At 66.7% G+C, this 16,295-nt stretch carries 17 protein-coding genes; 10 read left to right on the top strand and 7 right to left on the bottom strand.

Translation table 11 applies throughout. The features are described from left to right. On the top strand, positions 1–1,286 hold a 1,286-nt coding region (locus A5779_RS30615), incomplete at its 5' end, for a cation:dicarboxylate symporter family transporter (protein ID WP_064887527.1). 129 nt (positions 1,287–1,415) lie between these two features. After that, the gene (locus A5779_RS30620; RefSeq protein ID WP_064887530.1) at positions 1,416–1,730 is read left to right on the top strand and encodes a hypothetical protein; all 315 of its coding nucleotides are present in this window, start codon (positions 1,416–1,418) and stop codon (positions 1,728–1,730) included. A 3-nt stretch (positions 1,731–1,733) separates the two neighbouring features. Here the strand turns inward: A5779_RS30620 and A5779_RS30625 are convergent, their stop codons facing one another. Next, a complete protein-coding gene (locus tag A5779_RS30625) occupies positions 1,734–2,045 on the bottom strand; it encodes a hypothetical protein (RefSeq protein ID WP_064887532.1) in 312 nt (103 codons plus the stop codon). A 108-nt stretch (positions 2,046–2,153) separates the two neighbouring features. Here A5779_RS30625 and A5779_RS30630 point away from each other — a divergent pair, with 108 nt between their 5' ends. After that, entirely contained in the window at positions 2,154–3,776 is a 1,623-nt protein-coding gene (locus A5779_RS30630) for a long-chain fatty acid--CoA ligase (protein ID WP_064887534.1), read from the top strand. A gap of 213 nt (positions 3,777–3,989) precedes the next feature. Here A5779_RS30630 and A5779_RS30635 read toward each other — a convergent pair whose 3' ends face one another. Then, positions 3,990–4,820: an alpha/beta fold hydrolase gene (locus A5779_RS30635; protein ID WP_064887536.1), complete on the bottom strand. Its 831-nt coding sequence runs from the start codon at positions 4,818–4,820 to the stop codon at positions 3,990–3,992. A 62-nt stretch (positions 4,821–4,882) separates the two neighbouring features. Here A5779_RS30635 and A5779_RS30640 point away from each other — a divergent pair, with 62 nt between their 5' ends. Next, positions 4,883–5,488, top strand: coding sequence for a TetR/AcrR family transcriptional regulator (locus tag A5779_RS30640; RefSeq protein WP_064887538.1), 606 nt, complete (start codon positions 4,883–4,885; stop codon positions 5,486–5,488). An 80-nt stretch (positions 5,489–5,568) separates the two neighbouring features. Here the strand turns inward: A5779_RS30640 and A5779_RS30645 are convergent, their stop codons facing one another. Then, entirely contained in the window at positions 5,569–6,759 is a 1,191-nt protein-coding gene (locus A5779_RS30645) for a lipid-transfer protein (RefSeq protein WP_064887540.1), read from the bottom strand. A gap of 15 nt (positions 6,760–6,774) precedes the next feature. Beyond that, entirely contained in the window at positions 6,775–7,158 is a 384-nt protein-coding gene (locus A5779_RS30650; RefSeq protein ID WP_236734934.1) for a hypothetical protein, read from the bottom strand. Positions 7,159–7,233: 75 nt separating this feature from the next. On the opposite strand from A5779_RS30650, the gene A5779_RS34175 reads away from it, so the two are divergent. Both A5779_RS34175 and A5779_RS30655 read left to right on the top strand, forming a co-directional pair. Next, the gene (locus A5779_RS34175; RefSeq protein ID WP_165609848.1) at positions 7,234–7,371 is read left to right on the top strand and encodes a hypothetical protein; all 138 of its coding nucleotides are present in this window, start codon (positions 7,234–7,236) and stop codon (positions 7,369–7,371) included. A gap of 30 nt (positions 7,372–7,401) precedes the next feature. After that, positions 7,402–8,445 carry an NAD(P)H-dependent amine dehydrogenase family protein gene (locus A5779_RS30655; RefSeq protein WP_064887542.1) on the top strand — a complete coding sequence of 348 codons (1,044 nt, stop codon included), beginning with the start codon at positions 7,402–7,404 and terminating at the stop codon, positions 8,443–8,445. 60 nt (positions 8,446–8,505) lie between these two features. On the opposite strand, the gene A5779_RS30660 is transcribed toward A5779_RS30655, so the two are convergent. Then, the gene (locus A5779_RS30660) at positions 8,506–9,561 is read right to left on the bottom strand and encodes a zinc-binding dehydrogenase (protein ID WP_064887544.1); all 1,056 of its coding nucleotides are present in this window, start codon (positions 9,559–9,561) and stop codon (positions 8,506–8,508) included. Between the two features lie 65 nt (positions 9,562–9,626). On the opposite strand from A5779_RS30660, the gene A5779_RS30665 reads away from it, so the two are divergent. Together A5779_RS30665 and A5779_RS30670 are read left to right on the top strand one after the other, a co-directional pair. Further along, on the top strand, positions 9,627–10,481 hold the full coding sequence (locus tag A5779_RS30665) for a class II glutamine amidotransferase (RefSeq protein ID WP_064887546.1): 855 nt from the start codon (positions 9,627–9,629) through the stop codon (positions 10,479–10,481). Between the two features lie 35 nt (positions 10,482–10,516). Then, complete coding sequence (locus tag A5779_RS30670; RefSeq protein ID WP_064887548.1) at positions 10,517–11,374, top strand: patatin-like phospholipase family protein; 858 nt, start codon at positions 10,517–10,519, stop codon at positions 11,372–11,374. Here the strand turns inward: A5779_RS30670 and A5779_RS30675 are convergent, their stop codons facing one another. Next, positions 11,375–12,391 carry a patatin-like phospholipase family protein gene (locus A5779_RS30675; RefSeq protein WP_064887550.1) on the bottom strand — a complete coding sequence of 339 codons (1,017 nt, stop codon included), beginning with the start codon at positions 12,389–12,391 and terminating at the stop codon, positions 11,375–11,377. It abuts the gene before it with no gap. 307 nt (positions 12,392–12,698) lie between these two features. Here A5779_RS30675 and A5779_RS30680 point away from each other — a divergent pair, with 307 nt between their 5' ends. Both A5779_RS30680 and A5779_RS30685 read left to right on the top strand, forming a co-directional pair. Then, positions 12,699–13,988, top strand: a complete 1,290-nt coding sequence (locus A5779_RS30680) for a Glu/Leu/Phe/Val family dehydrogenase (RefSeq protein WP_082941920.1) — start codon at positions 12,699–12,701, stop codon at positions 13,986–13,988. 56 nt (positions 13,989–14,044) lie between these two features. After that, entirely contained in the window at positions 14,045–15,751 is a 1,707-nt protein-coding gene (locus A5779_RS30685; protein WP_064887552.1) for a SulP family inorganic anion transporter, read from the top strand. A gap of 6 nt (positions 15,752–15,757) precedes the next feature. On the opposite strand, the gene lpqV is transcribed toward A5779_RS30685, so the two are convergent. Beyond that, positions 15,758–16,216 carry a lipoprotein LpqV gene (lpqV, locus tag A5779_RS30690; protein WP_064887554.1) on the bottom strand — a complete coding sequence of 153 codons (459 nt, stop codon included), beginning with the start codon at positions 16,214–16,216 and terminating at the stop codon, positions 15,758–15,760. Between the last annotated feature and the right edge of the window lie 79 nt (positions 16,217–16,295).

Genomic DNA, 16,295 nt, shown 5'->3' on the forward strand with positions numbered 1-16,295 from the left:
CGGTCATCGCGGCCGTCGTCGTCGGCATCGTGGTCGGTCTCGTCGCACCTGAGGTCGGTAAGAGCGTCGGTGTACTCGGCACCATGTTCGTCAGCCTGATCAAGATGATGATCGGCCCCATCATCTTCTGCACGATCGTGTTGGGCATCGGCTCGGTGCGCAAGGCCGCGACCGTCGGGAAGGTCGGTGGGCTGGCCTTCGGCTACTTCCTGGTGATGTCCACGATCGCGCTGACCATCGGGCTCGTGGTCGGCAACCTGATCCACCCCGGCAGCGGCATGCACCTGACCGAAAGTTCGGCAGGAAAGGGCGCCGAACTCGCGGAGAAAGCCCACGAGTCCGGCGGACTGATGGACTTCGTCCAGGGCATCATCCCGGAGACGCTGTTCTCCTCGCTGACTGCCGGAAGCGTGCTTCAGGCGTTGTTCGTGGCGCTGCTGGTCGGATTCGCGCTGCAGGGCATGGGCAGCGCCGGGGAACCGATCCTGCGCGGCATCGAGCACCTGCAGAAGCTCGTGTTCAAGGTGTTGATCATGATCCTGTGGCTGGCGCCGATCGGTGCCTTCGGCGCGATCGCCAACGTCGTCGGACAGACCGGCTGGACGGCCGTCACGCAGCTGCTGACCCTGATGCTGGGCTTCTACGTGACCTGTGTGCTGTTCGTGTTCGGCGTGCTCGGTGTATTGCTGCGTGCGGTGTCTGGTGTGTCCATCTTCAAACTGGTGCGGTACCTGGCCCGCGAATATCTGCTGATCTTCTCGACATCGTCGTCGGAGTCGGCGCTGCCGCGCCTCATCGCCAAGATGGAGCACCTGGGCGTCGACCGCAGCACTGTCGGTGTCGTTGTGCCGACCGGGTATTCGTTCAATCTCGACGGCACCGCGATCTACCTGACCATGGCTGCGCTGTTCATCGCCGACGCGCTGAGCGCCCCGATGTCCGTCGGGCAGCAGATCGGCCTGCTGGTGTTCATGATCGTTGCGTCGAAAGGAGCCGCCGGTGTGACGGGTGCCGGACTGGCCACGCTGGCCGGCGGCCTGCAGGCGCACCGCCCGGATCTGCTCGACGGGGTCGGACTGATCGTCGGAATCGACCGCTTCATGTCCGAGGCCCGCGCGGTGACCAACTTCTCCGGTAACGCGGTGGCCACCCTGCTCGTCGGCTCGTGGACGCACACCGTGGACAAGGCCAAGGTCGATGCGGTGCTGCGTGGGGACGACCCGTTCGACGAGCTCACCATGGTCGATGACCACTCCGCGGCGGCCGCCGAACCTGCGCGCGTCTAGCCTCACGGCAAAAGGCCCGGCCGGTACATCCGGCCGGGCCTCTCGCGTTGAACCGGCGCCGAGCCTGGCCCGTAACAACGGGCAGGACATCACCGAAAAGGTGTATGCGACAAGAAAGAAGACACGACCATGCGAGCATCAATCATCATGCTCGCCGCGTCGGGGGCGGCAGTAAGCACGATTCTGGCGCCGGCAGTGCCGGCATATGCCGATTCCGCGGTCGAGACGATCGGTCTGCTGGAAGCCGAGGGCTTCTACGTCAACATCGACCGGGTGGGCAGTGCGCCACTCGACCAGTGCACCGTCACGAGCATCCGCAATCCACAGACCCAGACCAGGCTCATTCGGGTCGAACGGTTCGGCAAGAACGGTGCGAAGGATTTCGATCTCGTACCCGTGGTGGTGCGCCGAACCATCACGGTGTCACTGGACTGCTCCAGGTGAGCGTCAGCGCTGGCAGTTGAGCGACACCGACACGGTCCGGCTGGTGACCGACGGCACCAGGATCCGATCGCCGCCCAGCCCCGGCCCGACGTAGGGCACCAACTGGCTGACCTGTTGAGGGTTGCGCACGCTGGTGACCGTGCACTGGTCCAGCGGCGCGGTCCCGATCTTGTCGATGGTGACGGTGTAGCCCTCGGACTGCAGCCGGTTGATCGTGTCCTGCGCCGTCTCCTCGGCCGAGGCCACCGCGGACGACGCGCCCACCACGCCCAACACAGCCAGCCCGACTGCCGCCGGCAGCGACTTCGTGCGCATCGGACACGTCCTTCCGTTGTGGTCAGTCCATCTTCCCCTACATACATCGTTCGGGAAATTCGAAACGTTCCCGCCGGCGTCGATGAAAGACCGCATAGCATCGCGCCCGTGAAGAGCACGATGCAGAACTGGCCGTTGACGATCACCGCGATCCTCCGACACGCCTGCGGGGTCAATGGCGACCGGACGGTGACCACCGCGTGCGGTGAGGGTCGCTATCGCACGATCAACTACCGTGAGCTGGGCGGGCAGGCGGCCCAACTGGCGCATGGTCTGCGCAGGCTCGGGATCGACGGAGACCAGCGCGTCGGCACCTTCATGTGGAACAACACCGAGCACCTCGCCGCCTACCTCGCCGTGCCCGCGATGGGCGCCGTGCTGCACACCCTGAACATCCGGTTGTCGGCCGAACAGATCGCCTACATCGCCAACGAGGCGGCCGATCAGGTCGTCATCGCCGACGCCTCCGTGGTGCCGTTGCTCGCCCCGGTCCTGCCCCTGCTGGAGACCGTGCACACCGTGGTCATGGTGGGCGAGGGCGACGTGGAGGCGTTGAAGGGTGTGACGGTCGTGCGCTGGGATGATCTGCTGGCCGGGCAGCCAGAAGAATTCGACTGGCCGGAGATCGACGAAAACTCCGCGGCGGCAATGTGTTACACCAGCGGCACGACTGGAAATCCGAAAGGCGTGGTGTACAGCCACCGTTCGAGCTACCTGCATGCGCTGAACACCTGCACCGCCAATGCGCTCGACGTCAGCTGTGGTGACACCGTGCTGCCGATCGTCCCGATGTTCCACGCCAACGCGTGGGGCCTGCCGTATGCGGCGCTCATGGCCGGCGCGAACGTGGTGATGCCCGACCGGTTCATGGACGGCGCCTCGTTGATCAATCTGATCGAAACGCAGCGTCCGACCGTGGCCGGTGCGGTTCCGACCATCTGGAACGACGTCATGCACTGTCTGGAAAAGAATCCCGGACATGACATTTCGTCGCTGCGACTGGTCGCCTGCGGCGGTTCGGCCGTGCCGCTCTCCCTGATGAAGACCTTCCAGGAGACCTACGGCGTACACATCCAGCAGGCCTGGGGGATGACCGAGACCTCGCCGCTGGCCACGGTGGCCAAGCCGCTGCCCGGGGTGTCCGAGGAACGGCAGTGGGAGATGCGGGTCAGCCAGGGCAGGCCGATGTGCGGCGTGGAGGTGCGCGTCGTCGACGACGAGGGTGCCGCGCTGCCCAGCGACGGTTCCGCGGTCGGCGAACTGGAGGTACGCGGCCCGTGGATCACCGGGTCCTACTACCTGGGCCGTGACGCCGAGAAGTTCGACACCGGTTGGCTGCGCACCGGAGACGTCGGCGTCATCGATCCGCAGGGCTACGTGACGCTGACCGACCGCGCCAAGGACGTCATCAAGTCCGGCGGCGAGTGGATCTCCTCGGTGGAGTTGGAGAACCATCTCATCGCCCACCCCGCGGTGCTGGAGGCGGCCGTGGTCGGGGTGCCCGACGAGCGCTGGCAGGAACGCCCGCTGGCCGTCGTGGTGTTGAACGAGGGCGCTTCGGCGGAAGCGGCTGAACTGCGGGAGTTCCTGGCAGACAAGGTGGTTCGCTGGTGGCTGCCCGAGCGGTGGACATTCATCGAGCAGGTTCCGCGCACCAGCGTCGGCAAGTACGACAAGAAGACCATCCGGGCCCGTCACGCCGACGGTGGCTATGAAGTGGTCACGCTGTAGTTCTCCGTTGGTCCGTCGTCCCCGCCATTGTCACGCTGGAGTGGCTCTCGAGCCCGAGCGTCACGCTGGAGTGACTAACCGCGCTGGCCCGACCCCGCCCTGTCACGCCAGAGTGGCTATCGACGTCGACAGCCACTCCAGCGTGACAACGGGGCAACGTGACAACGGGGCAACGGGGCAGGAGGGGCGACGGGGGCGCGTCGGACGGGACCGCTAGGCCCGCACTGCGATGGTCGACAGCAGATCGGCCAGCCGGTCCGGTCGGTCGACCATCGAGAACGTGCGGGCGCCGTCGATGACCTCGAGGCGGGCCCCCGGGATGATCGTCGCGAGGCGTTCACCGTCGCCGAGTTCGAAGAACACGTCGTCGGCCGACCACGCGATGAGTGTCGGCTTGTCGAATTCGGGCAGCCGCTCGGCCACCTTCGTGGTGACCTCGGTGCGCAACGACAGCGTGAACTGCCGGAGGTCCTCGGCGATCGCGGGATTCGACAGCGCGGTACGCACCCACTCGTGGGTGAGCGCGTCGATGTTCGAGTGCGCCAGCCCGGCGTATGCCCGCTTGCGCACGGCCGGGATCCGCACGGCCTGGGTGCCGACCCGGAACAGTGCCTTGGATTTCGCCGCCGCGATGAGCGGTTTGAGGATCGCCGGCGGAAAATGTTCGAACGCATCGCAACTCGTCAATACGAGAGCGCCGATCCGCTCCGGATGATGCACCGCGACCAGTTGCGTGACCACGCCGCCCGTGTCATTGCCGACCAGCACGACGTCGTCGAGATTCAGCGCGGTCAGGGTGTCGGCGACGATGTTCGCCACACCTGTGATGCTCCGGTCGGCGCCGGGCCGCAGCGGTTCGGGGTGGGCACCCAGTGGCCAGGTCGGGACGATGCAGCGGAGGCCCTGCGAAGCCAGTCGGGCGCTGACCTGCCGCCACAGCTGACCGCCCATCATGTAGCCGTGCACGAAGACGACCGGCCTGCCGTCGGTTGGTCCGAATTCCTCGTAATGGATGGTTCCGGCGTTAATCTCAATGGTCGACATGGATGACTCCCAGCTCGATACACATTTACAAACAGCGTGTCCGTAACTTACCAACAGGGTGTATGGAAAACAAGAGACGTACCCAGGAAGAGCGTTCCGCGGCGACCCGCGAGGCGCTGATCGCTGCCGCCAGGAGACTGTGGGGCGAACGTGGGTATGCCGAGGTCGGCACGCCGGAGATCGCCACGGCCGCCGGCGTTACCCGTGGGGCGATGTATCACCAATTCGCTGACAAGGCAGCGCTTTTCCTCGCGGTGGTGGAGGTGGTGGAGCAGGACGTGATGGGCCGTCTGGCGGCCGAGGTGGCGGCATCGGGTGCGACGACGCCGGCCGACGCGATCCGGGCCGCAGTCGACGGCTGGCTGGAGGTGTCCGGTGATCCCGAGGTGCGGCAGTTGGTCTTGCTGGACGCCCCGAGTGTGCTCGGTTGGGCGGGCTTCCGCGACGTCGCGCAGCGCTACAGCCTCGGGATGACGGAGCAGCTGCTGGCCGAGGCGATCAAGGCAGGCCAGCTCGCCAAGCAGCCGGTGCGGGCGTTGGCTCATGTGCTGATCGGTGCGCTCGACGAGGCGGCCATGGCCATCGCCACCGCCGAGGATCCGAAGAAGGCCCGCCGCGAGATCCGGCAGGTGTTGCGCCGTCTGGTCGACGCGATGTTCACCCCCTGAGCGCCGAAACGGCATTCCAGCAGGAAAAGTCCGAGTAGGAACCTGCTGGAATGCCGTTTCGCGGGAAAGCGGGAGGAGCCCTAGCGCTCGGCGCGTTGGTAGGCCGTCACGACGGCTGCGCCACCGAGGCCGATGTTGTGCTGCAGTGCGGCGGTGACGCCGTCGACCTGGCGCTTGTCGGCAGTGCCGCGCAACTGCCAGGTCAGCTCGGAGCACTGGGCCAGGCCCGTCGCACCGAGCGGGTGGCCCTTGGAGATCAGCCCGCCGGACGGGTTGACGACCCAGCGACCGCCGTAGGTGGTGTCGTTGTTGTCGATCAGCCGCGGGGCCTCGCCCTCACCGCACAGGCCCAGGGCTTCGTACAGCAGCAGCTCGTTGGCGGAGAAGCAGTCGTGCAGCTCGATGACCTGGAAGTCCTCGGGCCCGAGACCGGACTGCGCGTAAACCTGCTGTGCGGCTTGGACATTCATGTCGTAGCCGATGATGTTGGCGGCGCTGCCGTCGAAGGTCGACGCGAAGTCGGTGGTCATCGCCTGCCCGACGATCTCGACGGCCTGGCCGGCCAGGCCGTGCTTGTCGACGAAGGCCTCGCTGGCGACGATCGCCGCACCCGACCCGTCGGAGGTGGGGGAGCACTGCAGCTTGGTCAACGGATCAGAGATCATCTTGGCGGCCAGGATGTCGTCGAGGGTGTACTCGTCCTGGAACTGCGCGTACGGGTTGTTCACCGAATGCTTGTGGTTCTTGTAGCCGATCTTCGCGAAATGCTCGGCGGTGGTGCCGTACTTCTTCATGTGCTCACGGCCGGCGGCGCCGAACATCCACGGTGCGACAGGGAAGGCGAACTCGTCGATCTCGGCCAGCGCCTTGACGTGCTTGCCGAGCGGGGACTCGCGGTCCTGCGCACCCGCCTGAAGCGAGCCGGGCTGCATCTTCTCGAAGCCCAGCGCCATGGTGCAATCGGCCAGGCCGCCGCGAATCGCCTGTGCGGCAAGGTAAAGCGCAGTCGAGCCGGTGGAACAGTTGTTGTTGACGTTGACGATCGGGATGCCGGTCATGCCGAGCTCGTAGAGCGCGCGCTGGCCCGAGGTCGAATCACCCGAGCAGTACCCGACGTAGCCCTGCTGAACCTGGTCGTAGGAGATGCCGGCATCCTCGAGCGCCTTCGTGCCCGACTCGCGCGCCATGTCGGGGTAATCCCAACCCTCGCGCCGACCTGGTTTCTCGAACTTCGTCATCCCCACACCGACGACGAACACTTTGTTAGCCATGCAACGGAACATACTTCATCGCGAAACCGGGTCAACCGTCTTCAACTGGAGCTGTCGCAGCCGCACCACCAGCGCTGCCCCGGCCAGCACAGAGAACACCCCGAGCTGCCACCAGTTGGCCGGATTGCCGCCGTCGCGGTCCAAGAAATGATTGACCGCGTGCAGGGTGTTGGCCACCAGGAATCCCGTCAACACCACGGCGATCACGTCGCGCCACCAGAGCGCGAACAGCATGGTCACCGCGATGCCGATCTGGAAGACGCCGGCATCGTGCAGGAAGTGGACGTGGTTGGGCCAGTTCGCCCACTGCGCGAACGACGCCGGGTCGATACGCATCCACACCCCGGTCACCAGCATGCTCAACGCCGCGAGGACCACCACGATCTGAATGAATTTCATCTGCATCACCATCAGACGGCACAGGCCGCCGAGATGTGACAGTCACGTTTGGCCGGGCTGTCTCGTCCACGGAGCATGACCTACCTCGCGGACCATTCCCTGCTGCTGACCGTGCCGGCATTTCTCCCCGCGGTCCTGGTGGTGCTCGCCGTCTCGTACGCCGCGCGGCGGGGACGTACTTCCGCTGACGACGAGGGTGGTGTAGACCAGTAGAACGTGTTCTAGTTTCGCCGAGGAGGGGTCTTGACGCTCAAAGTCGTGCAGTGGGCAACCGGTGGCGTCGGCGTGGCCGCGATCAACGGCGTGCTGGAACACCCTGACCTGGAGCTGGTCGGCTGTTGGGTGCACTCGGACGCCAAGAACGGCAAGGATGTCGGCGAGCTCATCGGTACCGAGCCGATCGGGATCACCGCGACCAACAGCACCGAGGAGATCCTGGCACTCGACGCGGACGCGGTGATTTACTCGCCGCTGATCCCGAACCCCGAGGAGGTGGCCGCGCTGCTGCGCTCGGGCAAGAACGTGATCACCCCGGTCGGCTGGCTGTACCCGAGCGAGAAGCAGGCCGCACCGATGCGGGCCGCGGCACTGGAAGGCAATGCCACACTGCACGGCACCGGCATCGCGCCCGGCGGGATCAGCGAGAAGTTCCCGCTGGTGTTCTCGGCGATGGCGACGGGGGTGAACTTCGTTCGTGCCGAAGAGTTCTCCGACCTGCGCACCTATGACGCGCCCGACGTGGTGCGTCATGTCATGGGATTCGGCGGTACCCCCGACACCGCGCTGAGCGGGCCGATGCAGAAGATGCTCGACGGCGGCTTCATCCAGGCCGTCAAGATGGTCGTCGACCAGATCGGGTTCAAGATCGATCCACGGATCCGCGCCACCCAGGAGATCGCGGTGGCCACCGCGCCCATCGATTCGCCGATCGGCGTGATCGAACCCGGCCAGGTGGCAGGCCGCAAGTTCCACTGGGAGGCTCTCGTCGACGGCGAACCCGTCGTGCGGGTCACCGTGAACTGGCTGATGGGGGAGGAAAACCTCGACCCCGCATGGGATTTCGGGCCGGCTGGGCAGCGCTACGAGATGGAGGTCCGCGGCAACCCGGACTTCACCGTCATCATCAAGGGCTTCCAGTCCGAGGCCGGTGAGGAGGGCCCGGAGTCCGGCGTCGTCGCGACCGCCGCGCACTGCGTCAACTCGGTGCCCGCGGTGTGTGAGGCCGAGCCCGGCGTCGTCACCTACCCCGATCTGCCGCTCATCACGGGTAAAGCCCGCCGAACCTGAGCTTGTGTGCGAGATTTTCGCGAAAACTCGCACATGTCTCCAGATTCGGCGCGTAACCCCTCAGGGCCGCACCAGGATCCGGATCGGATTGCCCTCCTGGCGCTCCAGCTTGTCGATGCCCAGAGCAATATCCTCCAGCGACACGATCTCGCTGATCGAGCGGGAGAGGTCCAGACGGCCCAGCGACACCAGCGTCGCCAACGTGGAGATGTCGACGTTCTGATAGCCCAGGTGGCCGAGCACCTGCTTCTGGGTAAGGCCGAACAACGACGTCGGACCGATCGTCGGCTCCTGGGCACTCATCCCGACCGCGACCAGTCGGCCGCCGACGGTCAGTTGGCTCAGCGCCTGCTCGAACGTCGACTTGAGTCCCACCGCGTCGAACGCCACGTCCAGACCACGGCCGCCGGTGACGTCGGCGATCTTCTCGCCCAGTCGCTCGTCGGCGGCGTCGAATGCATAATCGGCGCCGAGTTCCAGCGCGCGCTCCAGCACCTCGGGCTTGATGTCGATGGCCACCACCGGCACCGCGCCCACCAACCGCGCCAGCTGCGCGATGTGCGTACCGACACCACCCAGTCCCCACACCCCGACCGACTCACCGATCCCGACCTTGCCGGTGCGCACCACCGCGCCGTACGGCGTCGATACCGCGTCGGCGAGGATCGCGGCCTGCTCCAGTGGCACGTTGTCCGGAACTCGCGTCAGCCCGACCGCCTGCGCCAACGTGTATTCGGCCCATGCCCCGTCATAAGCGAAGGCCATCAACCGGATTCGCATGCAATCGGCGATGTCGCCGCGAGCACAGTTCGGACATTCCATGCAGGGCCGGCCCGCCGCCACGATGACGCGGTCGCCCTCGGCCCAACCGGTGACGCCGGGGCCGAGCCGGGCGATGGTGCCCGACGCCTCGTGGCCCTGCGTCACCACCGGGGCCTGCGCCGGGAAGGTGCCGTTGATCAGGCTCAGGTCGGAATGGCAGATCCCGCAGAACGCCACCTTGACCAGAACCTCGCCCGGCCCCGGTTCCGGGATCGGAACATCCTCCACCACAACTCTTTTGGTGTCAGCGTAGAAGCGCTCGGCTCGCATGGTCGGCCCAAGATCGGATGTCATGGCGTCCCCTTCTACTACCCGGCTACTATCGGAAATCATGGCACTTCATCGGGTGGGCTGAGGGCATGTGCCGATTGTTCGGTCTGCACGCCGGGCGCCGGCTCGTGCCGGCGACCTTCTGGCTGCTGGACGCGCCCGACAACCTTGCCGAGCAGAGCAGGCACAACCCCGACGGTACCGGCCTGGGCGTATTCGGGGCCGACGGCGTCGGAGTTCTGCACAAGGAGCCCGTCGCGGCCTGGCAGGATTCCGAATTCGCCACGGAGGCGCACGATGTCACCGCTACGACGTTCATCGCGCACGTCCGTTACGCGTCGACCGGGGCGCTCGACGTTGCGAACACCCATCCCTTCCTCCAGGACGGCCGGATCTTCGCGCACAACGGCGTCGTCGAAGGATTGCCGGCCCTCGATGAGCGGCTGAAAGAACTGGGAGCCGCAGACCTGGTCAAAGGCCAGACCGACTCCGAACGCGTCTTCGCGCTCATCACCGCAGCCGTCCGGGCGAACGACGGTGACGTCGGCGCGGGCGTCGTCGAGGCCATCGGCTGGCTGGCCGACAACGTGCCGATCTACGCCGTCAACCTCCTGCTCAGCACGGCAACCGACATGTGGGCCCTGCGCTACCCCGATACCCACGACCTGTACGTGCTCGACCGCAGAAACCCGGCACAGCGCCGTCTCCGCCTGCGCAGTGCTCGGATCCGTGCCGAATCCGAGCACCTGACCTCCCAGCCCTCGGTGGTGTTCGCCAGCGAACCGATGGACGGTGAGGACTGGCAGCTCATCGCCCCCGGCGAGTTGGTTCATGTCGACGCGGACCTGCGGATCGACCGGCAGCCGGCATTTCCGGACCCGCCGCGTCACGTGCTGCACCGCGACGACCTGTCCGCGAAGGCGGCCGCGTCGCAACACGCGTAGCTGCCCCTCGAGGAGCCCTGGCACACTCGACTGTCGTGACTTCCAAACGCGCACTGGTCCTCGCCGGTGGCGGTATCGCAGGCATCGCCTGGGAAACCGGCATCCTGCAGGGCATCGCCGACGAATCCCCCGAAACAGCCGATGCATTGCTGGCCGCCGATGTGCTGGTCGGAACGTCGGCGGGTTCGACGGTGTCCGCGCAGATCAGCAGCGGGCTGCCTCTGGAGGAGCTGTTCGAGCGCCAGATCGGCGCGGAATCGGCCGAACTCGATCCCGGCGTGAGTATCGACACCGTCACCGACCTGTTCGTCAAGGCCGTGCTGACACCCAACACCACCAAGGCGCAGAAGCTGCAGCAGATCGGTGCCGTGGCACTGAGCGCCGCGACGGTCGATCCGGCCGTGCGGCGCAAGGTCATCGAAGCGCGCCTCCCGTCGCATGACTGGCCCTCTCGGGTGCTGCGGATCTCGGCCGTCGACATCGATACCGGCGAACTGGTGACGCTGGACCGGGACTCGGGAGTGTCGCTGGTCGACGCGGTGGAGGCCAGTTGCGCGGTGCCCGCGGTGTGGCCGATCGTGACGATAGCCGGCCGCCGGTTCATGGACGGCGGCATCGGCAGTGCGGTCAACATGGTGCTGGCCGCCGACTGCGACACCGTGGTGGCCCTGGTGCCGCAGGGCCGCTCGACACCGTCGCCATTCGGGACTGGCGCCGCGCAGGAGATCGACCTTTTCGCCGGACGATCGCTCGGGATCTTCGCCGACGACGAGTCCCTGGCCGCCTTCGGGGAGAACCCGCTCGACCCCGCCTGCCGGGTGCCCTCAGCACAGGCCGGACGGGCACAGGGACGGCGTCTGGCGGCCGAGGTCGCGAAGTTCCTCGCGGACTGATCAGCCGTCGAGTGCGCGCGCGGTCAACTCGCGGCCGACATCGATGACCTCTGCGGCACGGTGGAACTCCAGGCTGCGGCACACCGTGCGCGGCACCTCGATGAGCAGGTCGGGCGGATAGGCCGCCAACGTGTGCCGGGCCAGCGCGGCCTGGGCGATGTCGACGGCACGGTTCAGCACCTCGAAGCTGCCGAGACGCGGAACCTCGACCGGATCGGGGGCTTCGACAGGGGCGCTGGTGTCTTCGGCGGCGACAGGTTCGACAGCATCGGCCGCCTCATCGGACTCAACACCGTCCTCGGGTGGAAGCGAGGCCCCGAAACGGCTCAGCACCGCGCGGGCGGTCGGCCGGTCCAACACCGACCGCACCGAGGCAGTATCCAGCACAGCTGAAGTGCTGCGCATCATGCGGTTGAGCCACTCGGCGGTGGGACGTCGTTCCGGGTCATCGGGGGTGGCCGCGGCGGTGCCCGGGTCGCCACCGGACAGGCTGACCGCGATCGTCAGGTCGGCGTTGACCGCGGCGATCGGCGCCATCGGAAGAGGGTCGAGGATGCCGCCATCGCCGAGCAGACGACCGTTGAGGACGTGCGGCGCGATCACGCCGGGGATGGCGATCGATGCCCGGATCGCCGAATCCACCGGGCCGCGTTGCAGCCACACCGACTTGCCCGCGATGAGATCGGTGGCAACCGCGGTGTAGGGGATCGGCAGATCCTCGATGGTGGCCTCGCCGAGGATGTCGCGGACCGCGTCGAGGATCTTCTCGGCACGCAGGATGCCGGACGCGGTGATCGACGGGTCCAGCAGCCGCAACACCGCCCGCTGGGTCAAAGTCCGTGCCCAGTCGGAGAAATCGTCGAGCTTTCCCGCCGCGTGCAGGCCGCCGACCAGCGCGCCCATCGATGATCCGGACACCCCGATGACCTCGTAACCACGATCGCAGAGCTCGTTGATCACTCCGATGTGCGCGTAGCCACGGGCACCACCACTGCCGAGGGCCAGAGCAACACGCATATGACCATTCTGAAGCACCTGAGGGGGATGGTCACCACCTCGACCCGGATCCGCGGCGCCGCTACCGAAAGTCTTAGAACATGGTTTGAGACGAGTTCTCGCTGCGCCGTACGCAGGCGATGCCAATTAACATCAGTACGAGGATATTTCGGCCTGTCCTGTGCCGCTGAACGGGCAGGATGGCCATATTCGTGGGCTGGCATGATTGCACAGTCAGCCATTTCGAAGATGTGCAGATCGGCACTGCTGGGCCAGGCCCCGGATGCCTACCGTTCTGGCATCAGGTCAACCGACAACAGGAGAAGGCGTGACCACGATCGAACACACTGCGGCCGACCCCGCCCAGCTGGCCACCCCGGGAAATCCGTTCGACGACGCGCGTGCTCAGTTGCACGACGCTGTCACGATCCTCGGCTACGACGACGGCACGTACGAGCTGCTGGCCAACCCGCGACGTGAGCTCACCGTGGCAGTACCGCTGCATCGGGACTCCGGTGAGATGGAGCTCCTCATCGGACATCGGGTGCAACACAACGTCTCTCGCGGTCCGGCGAAAGGCGGGTTGCGCTATTCCCCCGACGTGACACTCGACGAAGTCCGTGCCCTGGCGATGTGGATGACGTGGAAGTGTGCGCTGCTCGACGTGCCCTATGGCGGCGCGAAAGGCGGCATCCGCATCGATCCGCGTCAGTACAGCCGCTCGGAACTGGAGCGGGTCACCCGTCGCTACACCAGTGAGATCAGTCCGCTGATCGGGCCGGACCATGACATCCCCGCACCCGATGTCGGCACCGACGAGCAGACCATGGCCTGGATGATGGATACCTATTCCGTCCAGAAGGGGCACACTGTTCTCGGTGTCAGCACCGGAAAACCGGTGAGCCTCGGCGGTTCTCTGGGCCGCGCCACGGCGACGTCGCGCGGGGTCGTTCATGTCGCGCTGGCCGCCCTGCGGTCCCGAGGCATCCGCGCCGACGGTGCCACCGCGGCGGTGCAGGGCTTCGGGAAGGTCGGCCGGCACGCAGCACGCTTCCTGGCGGATGCGGGCATGCGCGTGGTCGCCGTATCCGACCAGTACGGCGCCATCAGAGCAGATTCCGGCCTCGACGTCGCCTCGCTGGCCAGCCATGTCGACGCGACCGGTTCGGTGATCGGTTTTGCGGATGCCGACGCGACCACCAACGAGGATCTGCTCGGCGCCGACGTCGACCTGTTGGTTCCGGCTGCGGTCGAAGGGGTCATCCACGCGGGTAATGCAGCGCAGATCAAGGCGTCGATCGTCGTCGAGGGTGCCAACGGCCCCACGACGCCCGAGGCCGATCGGCTACTCGATGAGGCTGGAACACTGGTGGTTCCCGATATTCTCGCCAATGCCGGCGGTGTCATCGTGTCGTATTTCGAGTGGGTGCAAGCCAATCAGGCCTATTGGTGGGGCGCCGACGAAGTCGAGGCCCGGCTGGCCGAACGCATGCTGACCGCCTGGGAGCACGTCAGCGCCCACGCCGAGAAACTGCGCCTACCACTTCGAGCCGCCGCGACCTGCCTGGCCGTCGAACGTGTTGCCCAGGCCGGACAACTCCGCGGGCTCTACCCGTAGCGCCGATTCGGCCAGACCTGCCGCCACACGGAATGCATCCGTGGCAGGGTTGACCCGTGGCTGCGCCAACATTCGCGCGAAAACTGGGCCGTCCCAAGCCCCGTGATGTCATCGCCGGCCTGGTAACCGGTCTGTTCTCCATTCCGGAAGGCATGGCCTACGCCAGCATCGGCGGTTTCAACCCGGTCACCGGTATCTATGCCGGTGTCATGCCCGGCATCATCGGATCACTGTTCGCCCGCACGGTGCTGATGGTGACGACGTTGACCAGTGCGATCGCCCTGACGTCGCGCAGTGTGCTCAAGGAAGCCGGTCTCGACCCGGCAGACCCGGCCAACGTCGCCGCACTGGCCCTCGTGGTCGGTGTCGTGATGCTGTTGTTCGGTCTCCTACGGTTCGGCTCGATCATGAACTTCGTCTCCAACGCGGTGATGACAGGCTTCTCCACCGGCATTGCCTTGCAGATCATCGCCGGTGTACTCGGCGACTCGACGGGGTACAAGCCGCAGAGTGGCAACACCATCGGCAAGTTCATCGACTCGCTCGCACACATCGGGCTGTGGCACCCTGCGGCGGTAGGCGTGGCGCTGGGCACCGTGGCGGTATGGGCGGTGTTCCACTTCATCAAGCCGTTCGAATCCTTCGCGACGTTGCTCGCGCTCGTGGTGGTCACCGCGGTGGTGGCCGTCGCGCACATCGACGTCGAAACCGTCGGCGACATCGCATCGATCGCGAATGCGCTTCCGCCCGTGACCGTTCCGAACTTCGCTGCCATGCCCGAACTGATCGTCGGCGGCGTGGCAGTGGCACTCGTCGCGCTGGCCCAGGCCGCCGGAATCTCGGCGGCGGTGCCGAACCCGGATGGCAGCCGCACCAACATGAACGGGGATTTCCTGGCCCAGGGCGCGGCCAATGTGGCCGGCGGGCTGTTCGGCGCGCTGCCTGCCGGCGGCTCACTGTCGCGGACCGGGGTGGCGACCTCGGCGGGGGCTCAGACCCGGTGGGCCGGCATCTTCGCCGGGCTGTGGCTGGCCGTGCTGGTGCTGGTCGCGGGGTCGGCCGCCGAGATCATCCCGATGCCGGTGATCGGCGGGCTGATCCTGGTGATCGGCGCCGAACTGGTGGTCGGCCGGCTGCCCGACATCAAGCTGGTGCTGCGGGTCGCCCCGTTGTCGGCGGTGGCGATGCTGGTGACGTTCGCGGCCACCACCCAGCTGCCGCTGCACACCGCGATCCTGATCGGCGTGATCACCTCGCTGGTGCTCTACTGCGCCAAGGCGGCCGAGACCGCGCAGCTGATGGCGCTGACTCCGGACCCGGACGGCGGCTGGCAGCAGTCACCCGTACCCGAGCAGTGCGCGAGCAACGACGTCACCGTGCTGCACTACGCCGGGGTCGGGCTCTTCGCCGAAGTGGCCCGCATCGACGAAACCTGGCCGCGCGCCGAAGGCACCACCAATGCCGTCGTGGTGCTCAGCCTCCGGGCGCTGCCCGACGTGCCGTCGTCGGTGACGATCAAAGCCTTGCGGCGCTGGGCTGGCCAGCTGACGGCCAACAACGGCAAGCTCATCATCTCCGGAGTCAACCCCGGCACCGCCGAGGTGCTGCGGCGCGGGGGACTCGACGACTTGCTGGGCGATGACGGCATCGTCCCGGCCGACGACCGGATCTTCGGTGCGCTCGACACCGCCGTCGAGCATGGCCGGGCCTGGGTGGCTGCCCAGGGTAGTCAGGGGGATTTACCGCAGCGTGATTCGAACTGACGGCGCCTAGCTGCAGAGCTCGTCGGCCGCCGCCTGCGCCGCGACGATCACCGCGGCCTGACGGCCCGGCTCCAGCTCGGGCCACGCCACGTTGTAGGTGCCCGGACCAGGTACGGCTCCCGGAGCCTGCAGGCTTGCCAGGTAGGGCTCGATCTGTGCCTTGAGGTCCCCGCCCTTGCCCTCCATCCAGATCTTGGCGGCGTGACAGGCCTGGAAATACTCCTCTTCGGTGGACTGGGCGTCGGCGCCGACCGCCGTCGTGACCCCGCCGGGGGACGTCGCGATCTCGCCGGGCCTGACCGTCGGGGCCGCTGCCTCGGTGGTTGCGGTGGCTTGCGACGACGGTGCCGCCGACTCCCCGGACTGATCCTTGTCGGCCTGTGTCGAGCATCCGATGAGCAGGCTCAGACCGGCGGCTGCGACGGTTCCGGCGGTCAAGCGGGTGGTCCACGTGTAACGGCGCATCCCGCCAATCTATGCAACACTGGCGGCCATGACGGAAGGGACCGGATTCCAGGAGTGTTGTCGGGCTCGCTAGCGCGCC

It is taken from the genome of Mycolicibacterium peregrinum, from assembly GCF_001665625.1.
Classification (GTDB): domain Bacteria; phylum Actinomycetota; class Actinomycetes; order Mycobacteriales; family Mycobacteriaceae; genus Mycobacterium; species Mycobacterium peregrinum_B.

Bases quoted from the DNA above. Each gene is read 5' to 3' on its own strand.
- A5779_RS34175 (WP_165609848.1), top strand. From the start codon at position 7,234: ATGACCTACCTCGCGGACCATTCCCTGCTGCTGACCGTGCCGGCATTT.
- lpqV (WP_064887554.1), bottom strand. From the start codon at position 16,216: ATGCGCCGTTACACGTGGACCACCCGCTTGACCGCCGGAACCGTCGCA.
- A5779_RS30640 (WP_064887538.1), top strand. From the start codon at position 4,883: ATGGAAAACAAGAGACGTACCCAGGAAGAGCGTTCCGCGGCGACCCGC.
- A5779_RS30650 (WP_236734934.1), bottom strand. From the start codon at position 7,158: ATGAAATTCATTCAGATCGTGGTGGTCCTCGCGGCGTTGAGCATGCTG.
- A5779_RS30635 (WP_064887536.1), bottom strand. From the start codon at position 4,820: ATGTCGACCATTGAGATTAACGCCGGAACCATCCATTACGAGGAATTC.
- A5779_RS30625 (WP_064887532.1), bottom strand. From the start codon at position 2,045: ATGCGCACGAAGTCGCTGCCGGCGGCAGTCGGGCTGGCTGTGTTGGGC.
- A5779_RS30620 (WP_064887530.1), top strand. From the start codon at position 1,416: ATGCGAGCATCAATCATCATGCTCGCCGCGTCGGGGGCGGCAGTAAGC.
- A5779_RS30665 (WP_064887546.1), top strand. From the start codon at position 9,627: ATGTGCCGATTGTTCGGTCTGCACGCCGGGCGCCGGCTCGTGCCGGCG.
- A5779_RS30645 (WP_064887540.1), bottom strand. From the start codon at position 6,759: ATGGCTAACAAAGTGTTCGTCGTCGGTGTGGGGATGACGAAGTTCGAG.
- A5779_RS30675 (WP_064887550.1), bottom strand. From the start codon at position 12,391: ATGCGTGTTGCTCTGGCCCTCGGCAGTGGTGGTGCCCGTGGCTACGCG.
- A5779_RS30660 (WP_064887544.1), bottom strand. From the start codon at position 9,561: ATGACATCCGATCTTGGGCCGACCATGCGAGCCGAGCGCTTCTACGCT.